This is a genomic window from Rhizobium sp. GN54, assembly GCF_021026345.1.
Taxonomy (GTDB): Bacteria; Pseudomonadota; Alphaproteobacteria; order Rhizobiales; family Rhizobiaceae; genus Mycoplana.
The window spans coordinates 127,965-144,002 of sequence record NZ_JAJNCZ010000003.1; the positions used below are offsets into that span (position 1 = coordinate 127,965).

The 16,038-nt window shown below is 65.3% G+C and carries 15 protein-coding genes; 9 read left to right on the top strand and 6 right to left on the bottom strand.

The window, feature by feature from the left end; all coding sequences use genetic code 11:
- Positions 1-61 precede the first annotated feature (61 nt).
- From LQK81_RS09895 to LQK81_RS09905, 3 genes are all read right to left on the bottom strand, one after another.
- Entirely contained in the window at positions 62-1,828 is a 1,767-nt protein-coding gene (locus LQK81_RS09895; protein WP_230805872.1) for an NADH-ubiquinone oxidoreductase-F iron-sulfur binding region domain-containing protein, read from the bottom strand.
- Positions 1,825-2,301 carry a formate dehydrogenase subunit gamma gene (locus tag LQK81_RS09900; protein ID WP_230805874.1) on the bottom strand — a complete coding sequence of 159 codons (477 nt, stop codon included), beginning with the start codon at positions 2,299-2,301 and terminating at the stop codon, positions 1,825-1,827. Before LQK81_RS09900 ends, LQK81_RS09895 begins: the two co-directional genes overlap by 4 nt.
- A gap of 173 nt (positions 2,302-2,474) precedes the next feature.
- On the bottom strand, positions 2,475-3,368 hold the full coding sequence (locus tag LQK81_RS09905; protein WP_230805876.1) for a LysR family transcriptional regulator: 894 nt from the start codon (positions 3,366-3,368) through the stop codon (positions 2,475-2,477).
- Between the two features lie 100 nt (positions 3,369-3,468).
- Here LQK81_RS09905 and acuI point away from each other — a divergent pair, with 100 nt between their 5' ends.
- On the top strand, positions 3,469-4,464 hold the full coding sequence (gene acuI / locus LQK81_RS09910; protein ID WP_230805877.1) for an acrylyl-CoA reductase (NADPH): 996 nt from the start codon (positions 3,469-3,471) through the stop codon (positions 4,462-4,464).
- Positions 4,465-4,519: 55 nt separating this feature from the next.
- Here the strand turns inward: acuI and LQK81_RS09915 are convergent, their stop codons facing one another.
- Complete coding sequence (locus LQK81_RS09915; protein WP_230805879.1) at positions 4,520-4,876, bottom strand: ArsR/SmtB family transcription factor; 357 nt, start codon at positions 4,874-4,876, stop codon at positions 4,520-4,522.
- A gap of 146 nt (positions 4,877-5,022) precedes the next feature.
- Complete coding sequence (locus LQK81_RS09920) at positions 5,023-5,793, bottom strand: SDR family NAD(P)-dependent oxidoreductase (RefSeq protein ID WP_230805881.1); 771 nt, start codon at positions 5,791-5,793, stop codon at positions 5,023-5,025.
- 140 nt (positions 5,794-5,933) lie between these two features.
- Between LQK81_RS09920 and LQK81_RS09925 the strand changes: the two genes are divergently transcribed.
- The 8 genes from LQK81_RS09925 to LQK81_RS09960 all read left to right on the top strand — a co-directional run bounded on the left by LQK81_RS09925 (position 5,934) and on the right by LQK81_RS09960 (position 14,512).
- Entirely contained in the window at positions 5,934-6,701 is a 768-nt protein-coding gene (locus tag LQK81_RS09925) for a DeoR/GlpR family DNA-binding transcription regulator (protein WP_230805883.1), read from the top strand.
- Between the two features lie 105 nt (positions 6,702-6,806).
- Positions 6,807-8,324, top strand: a complete 1,518-nt coding sequence (gene glpD / locus LQK81_RS09930) for a glycerol-3-phosphate dehydrogenase (RefSeq protein ID WP_230805885.1) — start codon at positions 6,807-6,809, stop codon at positions 8,322-8,324.
- A 39-nt stretch (positions 8,325-8,363) separates the two neighbouring features.
- A complete protein-coding gene (locus tag LQK81_RS09935; protein WP_230805887.1) occupies positions 8,364-9,440 on the top strand; it encodes an ABC transporter ATP-binding protein in 1,077 nt (358 codons plus the stop codon).
- A gap of 10 nt (positions 9,441-9,450) precedes the next feature.
- Positions 9,451-10,521 carry an ABC transporter ATP-binding protein gene (locus LQK81_RS09940; protein WP_230805889.1) on the top strand — a complete coding sequence of 357 codons (1,071 nt, stop codon included), beginning with the start codon at positions 9,451-9,453 and terminating at the stop codon, positions 10,519-10,521.
- Positions 10,522-10,524: 3 nt separating this feature from the next.
- The gene (locus tag LQK81_RS09945; RefSeq protein ID WP_230805891.1) at positions 10,525-11,391 is read left to right on the top strand and encodes a carbohydrate ABC transporter permease; all 867 of its coding nucleotides are present in this window, start codon (positions 10,525-10,527) and stop codon (positions 11,389-11,391) included.
- A 91-nt stretch (positions 11,392-11,482) separates the two neighbouring features.
- Positions 11,483-12,298 (top strand): carbohydrate ABC transporter permease, encoded by an 816-nt coding sequence (locus tag LQK81_RS09950; RefSeq protein ID WP_230806527.1) that lies wholly within the window; start codon positions 11,483-11,485, stop codon positions 12,296-12,298.
- Complete coding sequence (locus LQK81_RS09955; protein ID WP_230805893.1) at positions 12,298-12,717, top strand: DUF2160 domain-containing protein; 420 nt, start codon at positions 12,298-12,300, stop codon at positions 12,715-12,717. The genes LQK81_RS09950 and LQK81_RS09955 overlap by 1 nt, the downstream gene beginning before the upstream one ends.
- Before the next feature lie 70 nt (positions 12,718-12,787).
- Positions 12,788-14,512: an ABC transporter substrate-binding protein gene (locus tag LQK81_RS09960; RefSeq protein WP_230805895.1), complete on the top strand. Its 1,725-nt coding sequence runs from the start codon at positions 12,788-12,790 to the stop codon at positions 14,510-14,512.
- 224 nt (positions 14,513-14,736) lie between these two features.
- On the opposite strand, the gene LQK81_RS09965 is transcribed toward LQK81_RS09960, so the two are convergent.
- Complete coding sequence (locus LQK81_RS09965; protein WP_230805897.1) at positions 14,737-15,858, bottom strand: mandelate racemase/muconate lactonizing enzyme family protein; 1,122 nt, start codon at positions 15,856-15,858, stop codon at positions 14,737-14,739.
- Positions 15,859-16,038 lie beyond the last annotated feature (180 nt).

Sequence of the window (16,038 nt, forward strand, 5' to 3'; positions counted from 1 at the left end):
GAAACCTCCGGATCAAGTCAGATGCGCCACGGGGTCAGGCCCGGACGACTTGGTTCAAATTCTACGCGTTCTCGGCCAGCGTGGCCGCCACAAGCGCATTGGCATGGCCATGGCCGAGACCGTGCGTCTCCTTCAGGAACGCTACGATCTGCATGTGCGCCTTACCTTCCTGCGCGCGGACGATTGCCTTCCAATGCTCGATCGGCTGGCCGTACTTCTTCTCGATCGAGGGGAAGTAGGAGGCAGGGCCTTTCAGTTTTTCCGTCTCGCTCATTCCGCCGCCTTCCACCCTCGGTGCCGGCGTAAAATCTTCCGGGAAATGCGTCATCGCGCTCATCACCGGATAGGGCGTGAAGCCGCCGAGCGCGCAGAGCGAGCCGAACTTCATCGTGTTGCAGAGGTCCGCCAGAAGTTCGCGGTTCTTCTCGGGTTCGACGCCATGGGCGATGTTGTCCGCCACCTCGACCCCGCGGGTCGAGCCGATCCGGCAGGGCGTGCATTTGCCACAGCTTTCGATGGCGCAGAACTCCATGGCGAAACGCGCCTGGTGCAGCATGTCGACCGTATCGTCGAAGACGACGATGCCGGCATGGCCGATCAGCCCGTCCTTGGCGGCGAAGCTCTCATAGTCGAACGGCGTGTCGAACAGGGCGCGCGGGAAATAGGCGCCGAGCGGGCCGCCGACCTGCACGGCCTTCACCGGCCGCTCCGAGGCCGTGCCGCCCGCAATGTGGTCGACGATCTCGCCGAGCGACAGCCCGAAGGCTGTTTCGTAGAGCCCGCCATGCTTGACATTACCGGCGATCTGGATCGGGATCGTGCCGCGCGAGCGGCCCATGCCGAAGTCGCGGTAGAAGGTCGCGCCCCGGTCGAGGATGATCGGCACGGAGGCGAGCGAGATGACGTTGTTGATTACCGTGGGACAGTCGAACAGGCCCTTGTGCGCCGGCAGCGGCGGCTTGGCGCGGACGATGCCGCGCTTGCCCTCGAGGCTGTTGAGCAGCGCCGTCTCCTCGCCGCAGACATAGGCGCCGGCGCCGACGCGCACCTCCATGTCGAACGCGCGCCCCGAGCCCATGACCGATGGACCGAGCACGCCTTCGCGCCGCGCGATCTCGATCGCTGCGCTCATGGCGGCGATCGCGTGCGGATATTCGGAGCGGGTGTAGATGAAGCCCTTCGTGGCGCCGGTTGCAAGCCCGGCGATCGCCATGCCCTCGATCAGCACGAAGGGATCGCCCTCCATGATCATCCGGTCGGCAAAGGTGCCACTATCGCCCTCGTCAGCATTGCAGACGATGTATTTCTGCGGCCCGGCGGCGTCGAGCACGGTCTTCCACTTGATGCCGGTCGGAAATCCGGCGCCGCCGCGGCCGCGCAGGCCGCTGTCGGTGACCTCGGTAACGATGTCGACAGGCGCCATCGCGATCGCCTTCTCCAGGCCGGTCAGCCCGCGGAAGCGCCGATAGTCGTCGAGCGAAAGCGGATCGACGATGCCGCAACGGGCAAAGGTCAGCCGCGTCTGCTGTTTCAGGAACGGAATGTCCTTCGTCGCCCCCTGACGGAGCGGATGGTCGCCGCCCTCCAGGAAGCCGGCCGCAAACAGCGAGGCCACGTCGCCCGCCCTGACCGGGCCATAGGCGATGCGCTCGTGATCCACGACCACCTCGACCAGCGGTTCGAGCCAGTGCATGCCGCGCGAGCCGTTGCGCACGATCGCGACGGCCACGCCCCGCTCGCCCGCCTCCCGCTCGATCGCGGCCACGACCCGGTCGGCGCCGAGCGCCAGGGCGGCTGCGTCCTTAGGAACGTAAACCTTCACCGTCATCGGCGTGCCTCCCGGACAAGCTCGGTGGCCGCGGCGGCATCGAGGCCGGCATGGACCTCGCCGTCCAGCATCGCGCTCGGCGCGCACGAACAGAGCCCCAGACAGTAGACCGGCTCGAGCGTGACCGCCCCGTCGAGCGTCGTCTGGTGGAAATCGATGCCGAGCAGAGCCTTGACGCGCGCGGCGACGGCATCGGCCCCCATCGACTGGCAGGCCTCGGCGCGACAGAGCTTCAGCACATGCCGCCCGGTCGGGTGATCGCGGAAATCATGGTAGAAGGTGACAACGCCATGCACCTCGGCGCGCGACAGGTTCAGTTCCCGCGCGATCACCGGCAGGCTGTCCTGCGGCACATAGCCGAACTCGGCCTGGATTTCGTGCAGGATCGGCAGCAGCGGCCCTTCGGCCCCCTTCATCGCCGTGACGATGGCAAGGGTCCTCGCCGCCACGTCACCGGAAACATGCAGGTTCATGCGCAATCCTCCCGAACGATGCCGGCACATCCAGCTTGCGACTGGCTGCCTGCCCGTTGCCTTCCAGCCCGACAAGCCCGGTCTTCCGCCTTTAAGTGCCCGGCATTGCAAGCTTCTCAGGGAAGCCGTGAGGGGTCAATAACGTCATACCGTCGATTGATAGAAAAATCCTATCATCTCAGTTCCTGCTCTGCCAGCAGGCGCGCCTCGTGCAGCAGGGCCGACACCAGCGGCGTGAACGGCTCGCGATGCGTCGCCACCAGCCCGACGATGTGATGCGGCGCAGGATCGACAATCGGGATGATATTGATCTCGTCGTGAAATCCGAAGGAAAGCGCCACGTTTCGCGGCATGATGCTGCACCAGCGCCCCGTCCGGACATGGGAGAACAGCACGATCATCGAGTTCGATTCCAGCTTCGGATTCACGCCGACGCCCGCCTCGGCGAAGTGGCTGTTGATGATCCGCCGGTTCTGCATATCGGCCGTCAATAGACAAAGGCTAAGATCGGCCACTTCCCGCCAGGTCACATTTTCACGATCGGCAAGGGGACCGTGCTTCGCCGTGATCAGGTGATAGTGCTCGAGATGGAGGGGAACGCTGGTGACGCGGCCGAGCGGCTCGTTCTCCAGATAGGTCAGCCCGGCATCGATCTCCAGGTTTTCCAGGAGGCTGAGGATCTGCAGCGAATTGGCCGAAATCACCGAGAAGGTCACGTCCGGGTGCTTCTGCTGGAAGGGGGCGGTGATCCGCGGCACCATGGCGAGCGTCGTCGGAATGGCGGCAAGGCGGATATGGCCGGAAAGCCCCTTTCGCGCCGCCCGCATCTCCTCGCGCATGGTGCGCGCATCGCCGACGATGCGCCTTGCCCATTCCAGCACGCGCTGCCCTTCCGGCGTGAGCCCCTGGAAGCGCGAGCCGCGATTGACCAGCACGACGCCGAGCTGATCCTCGAGTTGGCGGATCGCCGCCGACAGCGTCGGCTGCGAGATGCCGAGTTCGTCGGCGGCCCTGGCGAAATGCCGCTCGCGCGCAAGCGCGATGAAATATTCCAGCTTGTCGATCATCTGCAGCAACTCCCCGCCCCTTCATACAAAAGAACGGTGGCGCGACAAACGGGGCAGGCTCTATAGATGGGGCGAGGAAAGCGGGAAGAGGATCGACGCGATGACATTCAGGGCGCTCCTGGTGGAAAAGGGCGAAGACGGCACGGTATCGGCCTCGGTGCAGGAACTCGCCGACGACAGGCTGCCGGACGGCGAGGTGACGGTCGCCGTCGAATATTCCACCCTGAACTACAAGGACGGGCTCTGCATCACCGGCAAGGGCGGCCTGGTGCGCAGCTTTCCACATGTCCCCGGCATCGATTTCGCCGGCACGGTCGAAGCCTCGTCCGATCCGCGCTTCCGGCCCGGCGACAAGGTGGTGCTGACCGGCTGGCGCGTCGGCGAGACCTGGTGGGGCGGCTATGCCACCCGGGCGCGCGTCAAGGGCGACTGGCTCGTGCCCCTGCCCAAGGCGCTGACGACGCACGAGGCCATGGCCATCGGCACCGCCGGCCTGACGGCGATGCTCGCGGTCATCGCGCTGGAAAAGGCGGGGCTCTCGCCGCCCCGCGGCGAGGTGCTGGTGACGGGAGCGGCCGGCGGTGTCGGGTCCGTCGCCGTCGCCATCCTCTCCCGTCTCGGCTATCGCGTCGCAGCGGTGACCGGCCGGCCGGAAGCGGAAACCTATCTGCGCGGGCTCGGCGCCGACACGATCATCGACCGCGCCGAGCTTGCCGAAGCCTCGGACAAGCCGCTGGAATCCGAGCGCTGGGCGGGCGCCATCGATTCGGTCGGCGGCGACATGCTGATGCGCGTCCTCAAGCAGGTGAAATATGACGGCGCCGTCGCCGCGATCGGGCTTGCCGGCAGCGCCGCCATTCCCTCCTTCACCGTGATCCCCTTCATCCTGCGCGGGGTGAGCCTGCTCGGCATCGATTCGGTCATGCGCCCGCGCGACGAGCGCCTCGACGCCTGGAGCCGCATCGCCACCGACCTGCCGCTGGACAAGCTGGACGACATGGTCAGCGAACACGGGCTGGCCGATCTGCCGGCGCTGGCGTCGGCCGTCCTTCAGGGCAAGGTCAGGGGACGGGCCGTCATCGACGTCCGGCGATAGGCGCGGTTGCAGGCGGCATGCCTGCCGTGCCGCCGAAAAGACGCGAAGGCAGGCCTCAGACGCCCTGCTCGCGCGCCATCAGCGGCCGGCAGAAGACGTCGTAGAGCGTGCCCATGACAGCGGTGACCTGCTCGTTGGCAAGCCGGTAGTGGACCTGCCGTCCCTCGCGACGGGTGACGACGAGCTGGTCCTGGCGCAGGCGTGCCAGTTGCTGCGAGACGACCGCCTGCGGCAGGTCGAGGATGGTCTCGATCTCGCCCACCGTCTTCTCGCCCTCCGTGAGGAGGCACAGGATCAGAAGCCGCGTCTCGTGCGACAGCGCCTTGAGAAAGCGGCTCGCCTTCCGCGCCTGATTGACGAACAGGTCGAAACTTGCGCCCGGATCAGCACCCGGCTCACTGAACTGCCTCATTTGAACTCCCGACACCAGATGCAGCCCCGATCGGCACGAACCGAATCGCTGGACTGATCTCGTGCGTCAAAAACAAGGCACAACGGTGGAGGCGCAAACGCATCGCCGCATTTCCGCCGCAGCGTTGCCGATCCGCATCAGCGCGCTCAGCATATGAGCTGGCCGCCGTTCACTTCCAGGACCTGGCCCGTCACGTATCCCGACAGGGCGTTCGACGCGAGGAAGAGATAGGCCGGCGCGCAATCCTGCGCGGTGCCGAGCCGCTGCAGGGGAATCGACTTGCGCGTCGCCTCCAGCTTCTCCGGCGTGGAATAGCGCTCGTGGAAATCGGTGGTGATCGTTCCGGGCGAGACGCAGTTGACGCGGATGCCGTCGGGGGCAAGCTCGCGCGCCAGGGCCTTGGAATAGGTCGATACGAACGCCTTCGTCGCCGAATAGATCGCCGAGCCCGGGCTGCCGCCCGTCAGCGCCGAGATGGAGACCGTGTTGACGATGGCGGCCGTGTCCGCCCGGCGCAGCGCCGGCAGCAGGCCGCGCGTCACTTCCATCACCGAGGTCTGGTTGAGGCGCACGACGGTCTCGTATTGTTCGTCCGTCAGCGTTCCGGCCGGGAACCGGCCGACCATGGTGCCGGCATTGTTGACCAGCACATGCACCGCTTCGAACAGGTCGTCGGCGCGGCGGACGACCTCTGCAACGCCCTGCGGGCCGAGGAAATCGGCATAGACGACGTGCGCCCGCGCCTCCTCGATCGCCTCGGTCAGGAAATCCGGCATCGAATCCGGCGGCGCACGGCCGCCGTGCAGGAGCACGTGCGCGCCGCAATCCAGAAACTGCCGCGCGACCTCCAGGCCGATCCCTCGGCCGGCGCCGGTGACGACGACATTGGCGCCCTTGAACAAGGCCGGATGGAACATGGCGATCTCCCCCAATCGGTGCGCACCCAGGACGAAGTATCACAAAAAAGCCCGTGCCCACCAACTGTCTGCGCGAGGCGAATTGCGATGCTTTCGTTTTTGCATATGATGAACCAAAACGAAAGCGCGGGGAGGAATCGATGTTTCTGACAGGCCGGCAAGCGGAAATCCTGGAGCTTGCCAAGGCGGAGGGCCGCGTGCTCGTGGAGGATCTGGCGACGCGATTCTCGGTCACCCCGCAGACGATCCGCAAGGACCTCAACGATCTCTGCGACAACAAGGTGCTGACCCGCATCCATGGCGGGGCGCTTTTTCCGAGCGGCAACGAGAATGTCAAATATGAGGCCCGCCGGTCGATCGCAGCGGCGGAGAAGCAGGCGATCGGGCACGCCGCCGCCGCCATGATCCCGGACAACTCCTCGCTCTTCATCAATATCGGCACGACGACCGAAGCGGTGGGAGAGGCATTGCTCGACCACAAGGAACTGATGGTCATCACCAACAACATCAACGTTGCCAACAGGTTGCGCGGCTTCCCCTCGATCGAGGTGGTGATCACCGGCGGCGTGGTGCGCGGCGCCGACGGCGGCATCGTCGGCGAGGCGGCCGTCGATTTCATCCGCCAGTTCAAGGTCGACTATGCCGTGATCGGCGTCTCGGCGATCGACCACGACGGAGCGCTGCTCGACTTCGACTACCGCGAAGTGAAGGTCGCCCAGGCGATCATCGCCAACGCCCGCCACGTGATCCTCGTCTCCGATTCGACCAAGTTCGAGCGGACAGCGCCCGTCCGCATCGGCCACCTTTCCCAGGTCCACACCTTCATCACCGACCATTGTCCCCTGGACAATATTCGCGCCATCTGCCTCGACCAGGACGTGCGTCTGCTGGAGACCTCCAGCAGCTGATCGCCCTTCGCCCACATTCGTTTGACATTCGGAAAATTTTCGTTTTAACTTCCCTGGATTTCGCAATTGCGCAAAATTGTGCGCTGCGAAATCGAAGGGGAAAACGTGGCGGACGACGCAGTCAGGGACATTTTCGTCATCGGAGGCGGCATCAACGGATGCGGGATCGCCCGTGATGCGGCCGGCCGCGGCTATTCCGTCGTCCTGGCCGAGATGAAGGATTTCGCCTCGGGCACCTCGTCTGCCTCCACCAAGCTCATACATGGCGGCCTGCGCTACCTGGAGCACTACGAATTCCGGCTGGTGCGCGAGGCGCTGATGGAGCGCGAGATCCTGTGGGCAATGGCCCCGCACGTGATCTGGCCGATGCGCTTCGTGCTGCCGTTCCACAGGGGCGGCATCCGCCCGGCCTGGCTGATCCGGCTCGGCCTCTTCCTCTACGACCACATCGGCGGCCGCAAGCTCCTGCCGGCGACGCGCACCCTCGACATGCGCAGCGATCCGTCCGGCAAGCCGCTGAAGAAACTGTTCCAGAAGGCCTTCGAGTATTCCGACGGCTGGGTGGACGATGCCCGCCTCGTCGTGCTGAACGCCCGCGACGCGGCCGACCGCGGCGCCGACATCCGCGTCGGCACCCGCGTCGTCTCGGCCCGCCGGGAAAACGCCCACTGGGACGTGGAGACCGAAAACGTGGCCTCCGGCGAGCGCGACGTCATCAGGGCGCGCATGCTCGTCAATGCCACCGGCCCCTGGGTCGACAAGGTGCTCGCCGGTGCCTTCGGCCAGAACGACGTGCACAATGTCCGCCTCGTGCAGGGCAGCCACATCGTCGTGCGCAGGAAGTTCGCCGACCCGCGCGCCTATTTCTTCCAGAATCCCGACGGCCGGATCATCTTCGCCATTCCCTATCAGGACGATTTCACCCTGATCGGCACCACGGACCGCGACTATGAGGGCGATCCGCGCGATGCTAGGATCAGCGACGAGGAGATCGACTACCTGTGCCGTTCGGCGAGCGAGTATTTCGTCGAGCCCGTGAGCCGCGAGGACATCGTGTGGACCTATTCCGGCGTCCGCCCGCTGTTCGACGACGGCGCCAGCAAGGCGCAGGAGGCAACCCGCGACTACGTCCTGAAGACGGACGGCAACAGCCATCAGGCGCCGCTGCTCAACGTCTTCGGCGGCAAGCTCACCACCTATCGCCGGCTGGCGGAATCGGCGCTGGAGAAGATCGGCGATGCGATCGGCGAGAAGGGGCGCAAATGGACTGCGGGATCACGCCTGCCGGGCGGCGATTTCGGCGTCGGCGCGTTCGAGACGGAGGTCGCCCGGCTGGCGCAGCGCTATCCCTTTCTTGCACCCGCCCATGCGCGCCGCCTCGTCCGCCTCTACGGCACGCGCGCATCGAAGCTTCTGGGCGAGGCAGGAACGGTCGAAGACCTGGGTCGCCATTTCGGCAGCGATCTCTACGAGATCGAGATACGCTGGCTGATGACGGAGGAATGGGCGCATCACGCCGAGGACGTGCTGTGGCGCCGCACCAAGCGCGGCCTGCACCTGACGGCCGCCGAGGCGGACGCTCTCGAGGACTACATGACGAAGGCGTTGCATCCCCCGAGCTGACGGGGCTTCCGATGGCTGGGAGGAACATTGGAGACATGAATGCTTGAACTGAAAGACACTGCGAAGGTCGTGGGCGGGGAGACGCATATCCACCCGACCAACCTCGTGCTCGAGCGCGGGTCGCTGAACGTGCTGCTGGGCCCGACGCTGTCCGGCAAGACCTCGCTGATGCGGCTGATGGCCGGCCTCGACAAACCGACCTTCGGCTCGGTCTGGTTCGACGGCAAGGACGTTACCGGCGTGCGCGTGCAGGACCGCAGCGTCGCCATGGTCTACCAGCAGTTCATCAACTACCCGGCGATGACGGTCTACGAGAACATCGCCTCGCCGATGCGCATCAAGGGTGCCGACCGGGCGACGATCGACCGCGAGGTGCGCAAGGCCGCCGACCTGCTCAAGCTCACGCCCTACCTCGACCGCACGCCGCTGAACCTTTCCGGCGGCCAACAGCAGCGCACCGCCCTTGCCCGCGCCATCGTCAAGAATGCGAGCCTCGTCCTCCTCGACGAGCCGCTGGCCAACCTCGACTACAAGCTGCGCGAGGAACTGCGCGAGGAACTGCCGAAGATCTTCGCCGCCTCCGGCGCGATCTTCGTCTATGCGACGACCGAGCCGTCCGAGGCGCTCCTGCTCGGCGGCCACACCGCCACCATGGCTGAGGGCCGCATCACCCAGTTCGCGCCCACCATCGACGTCTACCGCCGGCCGGTCGACCTGATCACCGCCGAGACCTTCGCCGATCCCCCGCTCAATACCTTCGCACTCACCAAGACGAACGGCCATTTCGTGCTGGAAGGCGAGCGCGTCCTGTCCGTCCCCGCCCATCTCGCCGGCATCCCCGACGGCCCCTGCACCGTCGCGTTCCAGCCGCATCACCTGGCGCTCAGCCCCCAGTCGGCGTCGGCTGCCCCGGTGACGGTCCGCACGGCGATCTCGGAGATCGCCGGCTCGGAAAGCTTCGTCCACGTCGAATTCGCCGACACGCGCTGGGTCATGCTCGCACCCGGCATCCACGACATCGAGCCGGACGCCGCGATCACCGTCTATGTCGACACGCGCCACCTGATGGCGTTCGCACCGGACGGCAGGGCGATCGCCCGCCCAGCGGCGGCCTGAGGAGGACCCCATGGCACGCATCAATCTCGAACATATCCGCCACGCCTACGGGGAGCGGCCGAAGTCGGAAGCCGACTATGCGCTGAAGGAAGTGCATCACGAGTGGAACGACGGCGGCGCCTATGCGCTGCTCGGTCCCTCCGGCTGCGGCAAGACCACGCTGCTCAACATCATCTCCGGCCTGTTGCAGCCCTCGGAAGGAAAAATCCTGTTCGACGGCCACGACGTGACCCGGCTTTCGACCCAGCAGCGCAACATCGCCCAGGTGTTCCAGTTTCCGGTCATCTACGACACGATGACGGTCTACGACAACCTCGCCTTCCCCTTGCGCAACCGGCGCGTCCCGGAAACCGAGGTCGACCGGCGCGTCAACGAGATCATCGACATGATCGGCCTTGGCGGCTGGGCGAAGAAGACCGCGCGCGGCCTGACCGCCGACCAGAAGCAGAAGATCTCGCTCGGCCGCGGCCTCGTGCGCAACGACGTCAACGCCATCCTGTTCGACGAGCCGCTGACGGTCATCGATCCGCACATGAAGTGGGTGCTGCGTTCGCAGTTGAAGAAGCTGCACCGGCAGTTCGGCTTCACCATGGTCTATGTCACCCACGACCAGACCGAGGCGCTGACCTTCGCCGACAAGGTCGTCGTCATGTATGACGGCCAGATCGTCCAGATCGGCACGCCGGCGGAACTGTTCGAACGCCCGAGCCACACCTTCGTCGGCTACTTCATCGGCTCGCCCGGCATGAACCTGCTGCCGGCGCAGATAACCGGCAGCACCGTGGCGCTCGGCACCGACACGATCGCGCTGGACTTCAGCCCGAAAGTCGCCGCAGGCGCGAAGACCGAACTCGGCATCCGGCCGGAATTCGTCCGCCTCGGCCGCGAGGGCATGCACGTCCGCATCAACAAGGTCGAAGACATCGGCCGGCAGAAGATCGTCCGCGCCGAATTCGCCGGCAAGCCGATCGCCATCGTCCTGCCCGAGGACGGGGAGGTTCCCGCCGACGCGCGCGTCACCTTCGATCCGTCCGCCATCAACATCTACGCCGACAGCTGGCGCGTCGGCAGGGAGGCCTGATCCATGGAAAAGACCTGGAACAACAAGGCCTGGTTCATGGTGCTGCCGGTGCTGCTGCTGGTGGCCTTCTCGGCCGTCATCCCGCTGATGACGGTGGTGAACTATTCCGTCCAGGATACCTTCGGCAACAACCAGTTCTTCTGGGCCGGCACCGACTGGTTCACCGAAATCCTGCATTCCGACCGCTTCTGGCAGGCGCTCGGCCGCAACCTGCTGTTCTCGGCCATCATCCTGTCGATCGAGATCCCGCTCGGCATCCTGATCGCGCTGAACATGCCGAAGAAGGGCATCGGCGTGCCGGTCTGCCTCGTGCTGATGGCGCTGCCGCTCCTGATCCCGTGGAACGTGGTCGGCACGATCTGGCAGGTCTTCGGCCGCGTCGACATCGGCCTGCTCGGCTTCACGCTGAAGGCGCTCGGCTTCGACTACAACTACGTCAACGACGTCTTCGACGCCTGGGTGACGCTGATCGTCATGGACGTCTGGCACTGGACGAGCCTCGTCGTGCTGCTCTGCTATGCCGGCCTCGTCTCGATTCCCGAGGCCTACTACCAGGCCGCCAAGATCGACGGCGCCTCGCGCTGGGCCGTCTTCCGCTACATCCAGCTGCCGAAGATGAAGCGCGTGCTGCTGATCGCCTTCCTCCTGCGCTTCATGGACAGTTTCATGATCTATACCGAACCCTTCGTCGTCACCGGCGGCGGTCCCGGCAACTCGACCACCTTCCTGTCGATCGACCTCGTCAAGATGGCGATCGGCCAGTTCGACCTCGGGCCGGCGGCCGCCATGTCGCTCATCTACTTCCTCATCATCCTGCTGCTGTCGTGGATCTTCTACACGGTCATGACCAGCAGCGACGAACAGGCCTGAGGAGGACGAGATGACCGCCCGCGTTCAAACAGAAACGTCAGCCGCCGCGACGGCAACAGCGCCTTCACCGGCACGGACGCAAACGATCGCCATGGAAGGGGCGCCGCGCCGCAACTTCGGCTGGATCGTGCCGACCCTCTACATCGTCTTCCTGATGCTGCCGATCTACTGGCTCGTCAACATGAGCTTCAAGACGAACACCGAGATCACCGGCACCTTCTCGCTGTGGCCGCAGAACCCGACGCTCAGGAACTATGCGGTGATCTTCACCGATCCCGCCTGGTATTCCGGCTACATCAACTCGATCATCTACGTGGTGATGAACACGGCGATCTCGGTCGCCGTCGCCCTGCCGGCGGCCTACGCCTTCTCGCGCTACCGCTTCCTCGGCGACAAGCACCTGTTCTTCTGGCTTTTGACCAACCGCATGGCGCCGCCGGCGGTCTTCGCCCTGCCCTTCTTCCAGCTCTATTCCGCCTTCGGCCTGATCGACACGCATATCGCCGTCGCCCTTGCGCACTGCCTGTTCAACGTGCCGCTGGCCGTCTGGATCCTCGAGGGCTTCATGTCGGGTGTGCCCAAGGAGATCGACGAGACCGCCTATATCGACGGCTATTCGTTTCCGAGGTTCTTCGGCAAGATCTTCGTGCCGCTGATCGCGTCCGGCATCGGCGTCGCCGCCTTCTTCTGCTTCATGTTTTCCTGGGTCGAGCTCCTGATCGCCCGTACGCTCACGACGACGGACGCCAAGCCGATCGCCGCGACGATGACGCGCACGGTCTCGGCCTCCGGCATGGACTGGGGTGTGCTGGCCGCAGCCGGCGTCCTGACCATCATCCCCGGCGCGCTCGTCATCTATTTCGTCCGCAACTACATCGCCAAGGGCTTCGCGCTCGGGAGGGTATGATGGCCGCAACCACGAACAACAACAGCCGCTGGCCGCTGGCGCTGCTCGCCGTACTGCTCATCTATGCGCTCGCAGCCGGGGTTCTGGTCATGTCGCTGCCGGTCAAGGACGGCGGACGCGACTGGTTCGCGCCGCTCATACCCGGCGGCTGGATGGCCTGGTCGTTCCCGACCGCCATGTTCTTCCTCACCATCTTCGCGCTGCTGGCACTGATGGCGGTGTGGGAATACGCGCGGCCGGGAGGGCATCCGCGCATCGGCATCCTGCGCTTCGAGACGACCCGCGGCGACCGCCTGTTCATCTCGCTGCTCGGCTCGGCATTTATCAATCTCGCATGGCTGGGGCTCGTCGGCCCTAACCTGTGGTGGGCACTCGCCTTGTGCGTGGTCTACGCCATCGGCGTGTTCCGCTACGTCTGACGTATCCAAGCTCGAAGGACCGGAACCCCGGTTCTTCAACCCGCATTCGCAAACCCTGAGGGAGGAAACTATGCGAAAGCAACTGATGACAACGACTGCAGTCATGCTGCTGGCCTTTACCGGCACGGCCTTCGCGGATATGGAGGCCGCGAAGAAATTCCTCGACGCCGAGATCGGCGACATGTCGAGCCTCGACCGCGCCGCACAGGAAGCGGAGATGCAATGGTTCATCGACGCCGCCAAGCCCTTCGCCGGCATGGACATCAAGGTCGTGTCGGAGACGATCACCACGCATGAATACGAATCCAAGGTGCTCGCCAAGGCCTTCTCGGAGATCACCGGCATCAAGCTGACGCACGACCTCATCGGCGAAGGCGACGTGATCGAGAAATTGCAGACGCAGATGCAGTCGGGCGAGAACATCTACGACGCCTACGTCAACGATAGTGACTTGATCGGCACGCACTGGCGCTACCAGCAGGCGCGTTCGCTGACCGATTTCATGGCCAACGAGGGCAAGGACGTCACCAACCCGGGCCTCGACCTCGCCGACTTCATCGGCACCTCGTTCACGACAGCTCCGGACGGCAAGCTCTACCAGCTCCCCGACCAGCAGTTCGCGAACCTCTACTGGTTCCGCTACGACTGGTTCAACGACGAGAAGAACAAGGCCGACTTCAAGGCGAAGTACGGCTACGACCTCGGCGTGCCGGTCAACTGGTCGGCCTATGAGGACATCGCCGAATTCTTCACCGGTCGCGAAATCGACGGCAAGAAGGTCTATGGGCACATGGACTACGGCAAGAAGGACCCGTCGCTCGGCTGGCGCTTCACCGACGCCTGGCTGTCGATGGCCGGCAACGGCGACCGCGGCATCCCGAACGGCAAGCCGGTCGACGAATGGGGCATCAAGGTCGACGAGAACTCGCGTCCGGTCGGCTCCTGCGTTGCCCGCGGCGGCGACACCAACGGCCCGGCATCGGTCTATTCGATCGAGAAGTACCTGGAGTGGCTGAAGGCCTACGCGCCGGCCGCAGCCCAGGGCATGACCTTCTCCGAATCCGGCCCGGTCCCGAGCCAGGGCGAGGTCGCCCAGCAGATGTTCACCTACACGGCGTTCACTGCGGACTTCGTGAAGCCGGGTCTTCCGGTCGTGAACGAAGACGGCACGCCGAAGTGGCGTTTCGCCCCCAGCCCGCACGGCGTCTACTGGAAGGACGGGATGAAGCTCGGCTACCAGGACGTGGGCTCCTGGACCCTGCTCAAGTCCACGCCGGACGATCGCGCCAAGGCCGCCTGGCTCTATGCGCAGTTCGTCACCTCCAAGACCGTCGACGTCAAGAAGAGCCATGTCGGCCTGACGCTGATCCGCGAATCGACGATCCAGCACAAGAGCTTCACGGACCGTGCGCCGAAGCTCGGCGGCCTGATCGAGTTCTACCGTTCGCCGGCCCGCGTCCAGTGGTCGCCGACCGGCACGAACATCCCGGACTACCCGAAGCTCGCGCAGCTCTGGTGGCAGGCGATCGGCGACGCGTCCTCGGGCGCCAAGTCGGCCCAGGAAGCCATGGACTCGCTCTGCGCCGAGCAGGAGAAGGTGCTGGAGCGTCTCGAGCGCGCCGGCGTCATGGGCGACATGGGTCCGAAGCTCGCCGAGGAGCATGATCTCGAATACTGGAACAAGGACGCCGTCTCCAAGGGCAACCTCGCTCCGCAACTCAAGATCGAAAACGAGAAGGAAAAGCCGATCACCGTCAACTACGACGAACTCGTCAAGAGCTGGCAGACGAATTGATCGGTAGGCATCAGGGCTCAAGGCGGACCTGAGCCCTGACCAACACGCCGCCCGGAGGGAAGCTTCCGGGCGGTTTTTCTTTTGCGCGAGCACCATTGCCCGCGACACCCGGCCCAGAGAGCCGGAAACGCGCCGGCCCTTCACCCGAGACGCCTCTTCCGCCGGCGGGAACTGTCGAATGCAGGACCGGCGACGCCTCTGGCGTCCGTGGAAGCACGGCGTGCTCAGATCCGCGTGGCCCTGAGCCGATCCTCGTCGAGGCTGGCGCCGAGGCCCGGTGTGTCGCCGAGCTCCAGCCAGCCGTCCTTATGTTGCAGCGGCTGGGCCATCGGATAGTCGCGCCGCGCCTCGCTCCATTCGGGATTGTCGTAGGGATATTCCAGGAACGGCGCGTCACCGCAGCCGGCGGTCAGGTGCGCGTTGGCAAGCACGCCGATGCCGTTCGTCCAGCTGTGCGGCGTAAACGTCACGCCCGCCTCGCGGGCTTGGTAGGCCAGCCTGCGGCAGCCGGTGATGCCGCCAACGAGCGCCACGTCCGGCTGGATCACGTCGAAGGCCCGCTCCTCGATGATGTCGCGGAATTCGTAGAGCTCGCGGGTCATCTCGCCGCCGGCGATCCGCACCGACGTCGCCTCCTTCAGCGCCTTCATCCCGTTGAGGTCGGACCGGTGCAGCGGCTCCTCCATCCAGTAGACGCCGAGCCGCTCGAGCTCCCTCGCCACCGCCAGCGCGTCCTTGAACGTCCAGGGAAGCGTCGTGTCCCAGGGCATTCGCCAGCCTTGATTGCAGTCGACCATCAGCTCCAGCCGGTCGCCGACGCGGGCGCGGATCGCCTCCAGCGCCTTCACATCGTCGCGCCACCCGTTGCGGCCGCCGGCAGACGACGAGAAGCGCACCTTCATCGCCAGAAAGCCCTCCGCGATGTAGCGCTCGGCCTGGTCGGCCATGGCGGACGGCTCCCGCAGAACGCCGGAGGAGGCGTAGAGCCGCACCCGATCGGCGCGACCGCCCAGCATGCGCCAGACCGGCTCGCCGGTGATCTTGCCCGAGAGGTCCCAGAGCGCGAGATCCAGCGGCCAGCAGCGGCCATAGTGGAAATTGATGTGCGACAGCACCTCATGGTGCCGTTCGAGATGGCGCGGGTCCTGGCCGACGAACAGGTCTTCGTGGCCCTCGAAGCCCTTCATCAGATCGCCGGATCCGATCCCTTCCCGGCCCTCGTCGTCGCGCACCCGGACGATCGTCGCATCGAAATGATGCCGCGGCCTGCCATCCCAGCTTGCCTTGAACGGCGGATCGAGCGACAGCCGGTGGTGGGAGATCTCGATGGATGTGATGCGGCTCATCTTGTCTATTCCCTCGTTCTTCAGCGGGCGTGCTCGCCCCTCATCCGCCTGCCGGCACCTTCTCCCCGTGAACGGGGAGAAGGAAGCGTGCCGCTTCGCTCCTGTCCCTCGCTAACCTCAGGCGGGGCATGTCCCCTCTCCCTGCTTGCGGGGAGAGGGTTAGGGTGAGGGGCAAACCGC

Coding starts and splice junctions, on each gene's coding strand:
- LQK81_RS09895 (WP_230805872.1), bottom strand. CDS start 1,828: ATGACGGTGAAGGTTTACGTTCCTAAGGACGCAGCCGCCCTGGCGCTC.
- LQK81_RS09900 (WP_230805874.1), bottom strand. CDS start 2,301: ATGAACCTGCATGTTTCCGGTGACGTGGCGGCGAGGACCCTTGCCATC.
- LQK81_RS09905 (WP_230805876.1), bottom strand. CDS start 3,368: ATGATCGACAAGCTGGAATATTTCATCGCGCTTGCGCGCGAGCGGCAT.
- acuI (WP_230805877.1), top strand. CDS start 3,469: ATGACATTCAGGGCGCTCCTGGTGGAAAAGGGCGAAGACGGCACGGTA.
- LQK81_RS09915 (WP_230805879.1), bottom strand. CDS start 4,876: ATGAGGCAGTTCAGTGAGCCGGGTGCTGATCCGGGCGCAAGTTTCGAC.
- LQK81_RS09920 (WP_230805881.1), bottom strand. CDS start 5,793: ATGTTCCATCCGGCCTTGTTCAAGGGCGCCAATGTCGTCGTCACCGGC.
- LQK81_RS09925 (WP_230805883.1), top strand. CDS start 5,934: ATGTTTCTGACAGGCCGGCAAGCGGAAATCCTGGAGCTTGCCAAGGCG.
- LQK81_RS09935 (WP_230805887.1), top strand. CDS start 8,364: ATGCTTGAACTGAAAGACACTGCGAAGGTCGTGGGCGGGGAGACGCAT.
- LQK81_RS09940 (WP_230805889.1), top strand. CDS start 9,451: ATGGCACGCATCAATCTCGAACATATCCGCCACGCCTACGGGGAGCGG.
- LQK81_RS09945 (WP_230805891.1), top strand. CDS start 10,525: ATGGAAAAGACCTGGAACAACAAGGCCTGGTTCATGGTGCTGCCGGTG.
- LQK81_RS09950 (WP_230806527.1), top strand. CDS start 11,483: ATGGAAGGGGCGCCGCGCCGCAACTTCGGCTGGATCGTGCCGACCCTC.
- LQK81_RS09955 (WP_230805893.1), top strand. CDS start 12,298: ATGGCCGCAACCACGAACAACAACAGCCGCTGGCCGCTGGCGCTGCTC.
- LQK81_RS09960 (WP_230805895.1), top strand. CDS start 12,788: ATGCGAAAGCAACTGATGACAACGACTGCAGTCATGCTGCTGGCCTTT.
- LQK81_RS09965 (WP_230805897.1), bottom strand. CDS start 15,858: ATGAGCCGCATCACATCCATCGAGATCTCCCACCACCGGCTGTCGCTC.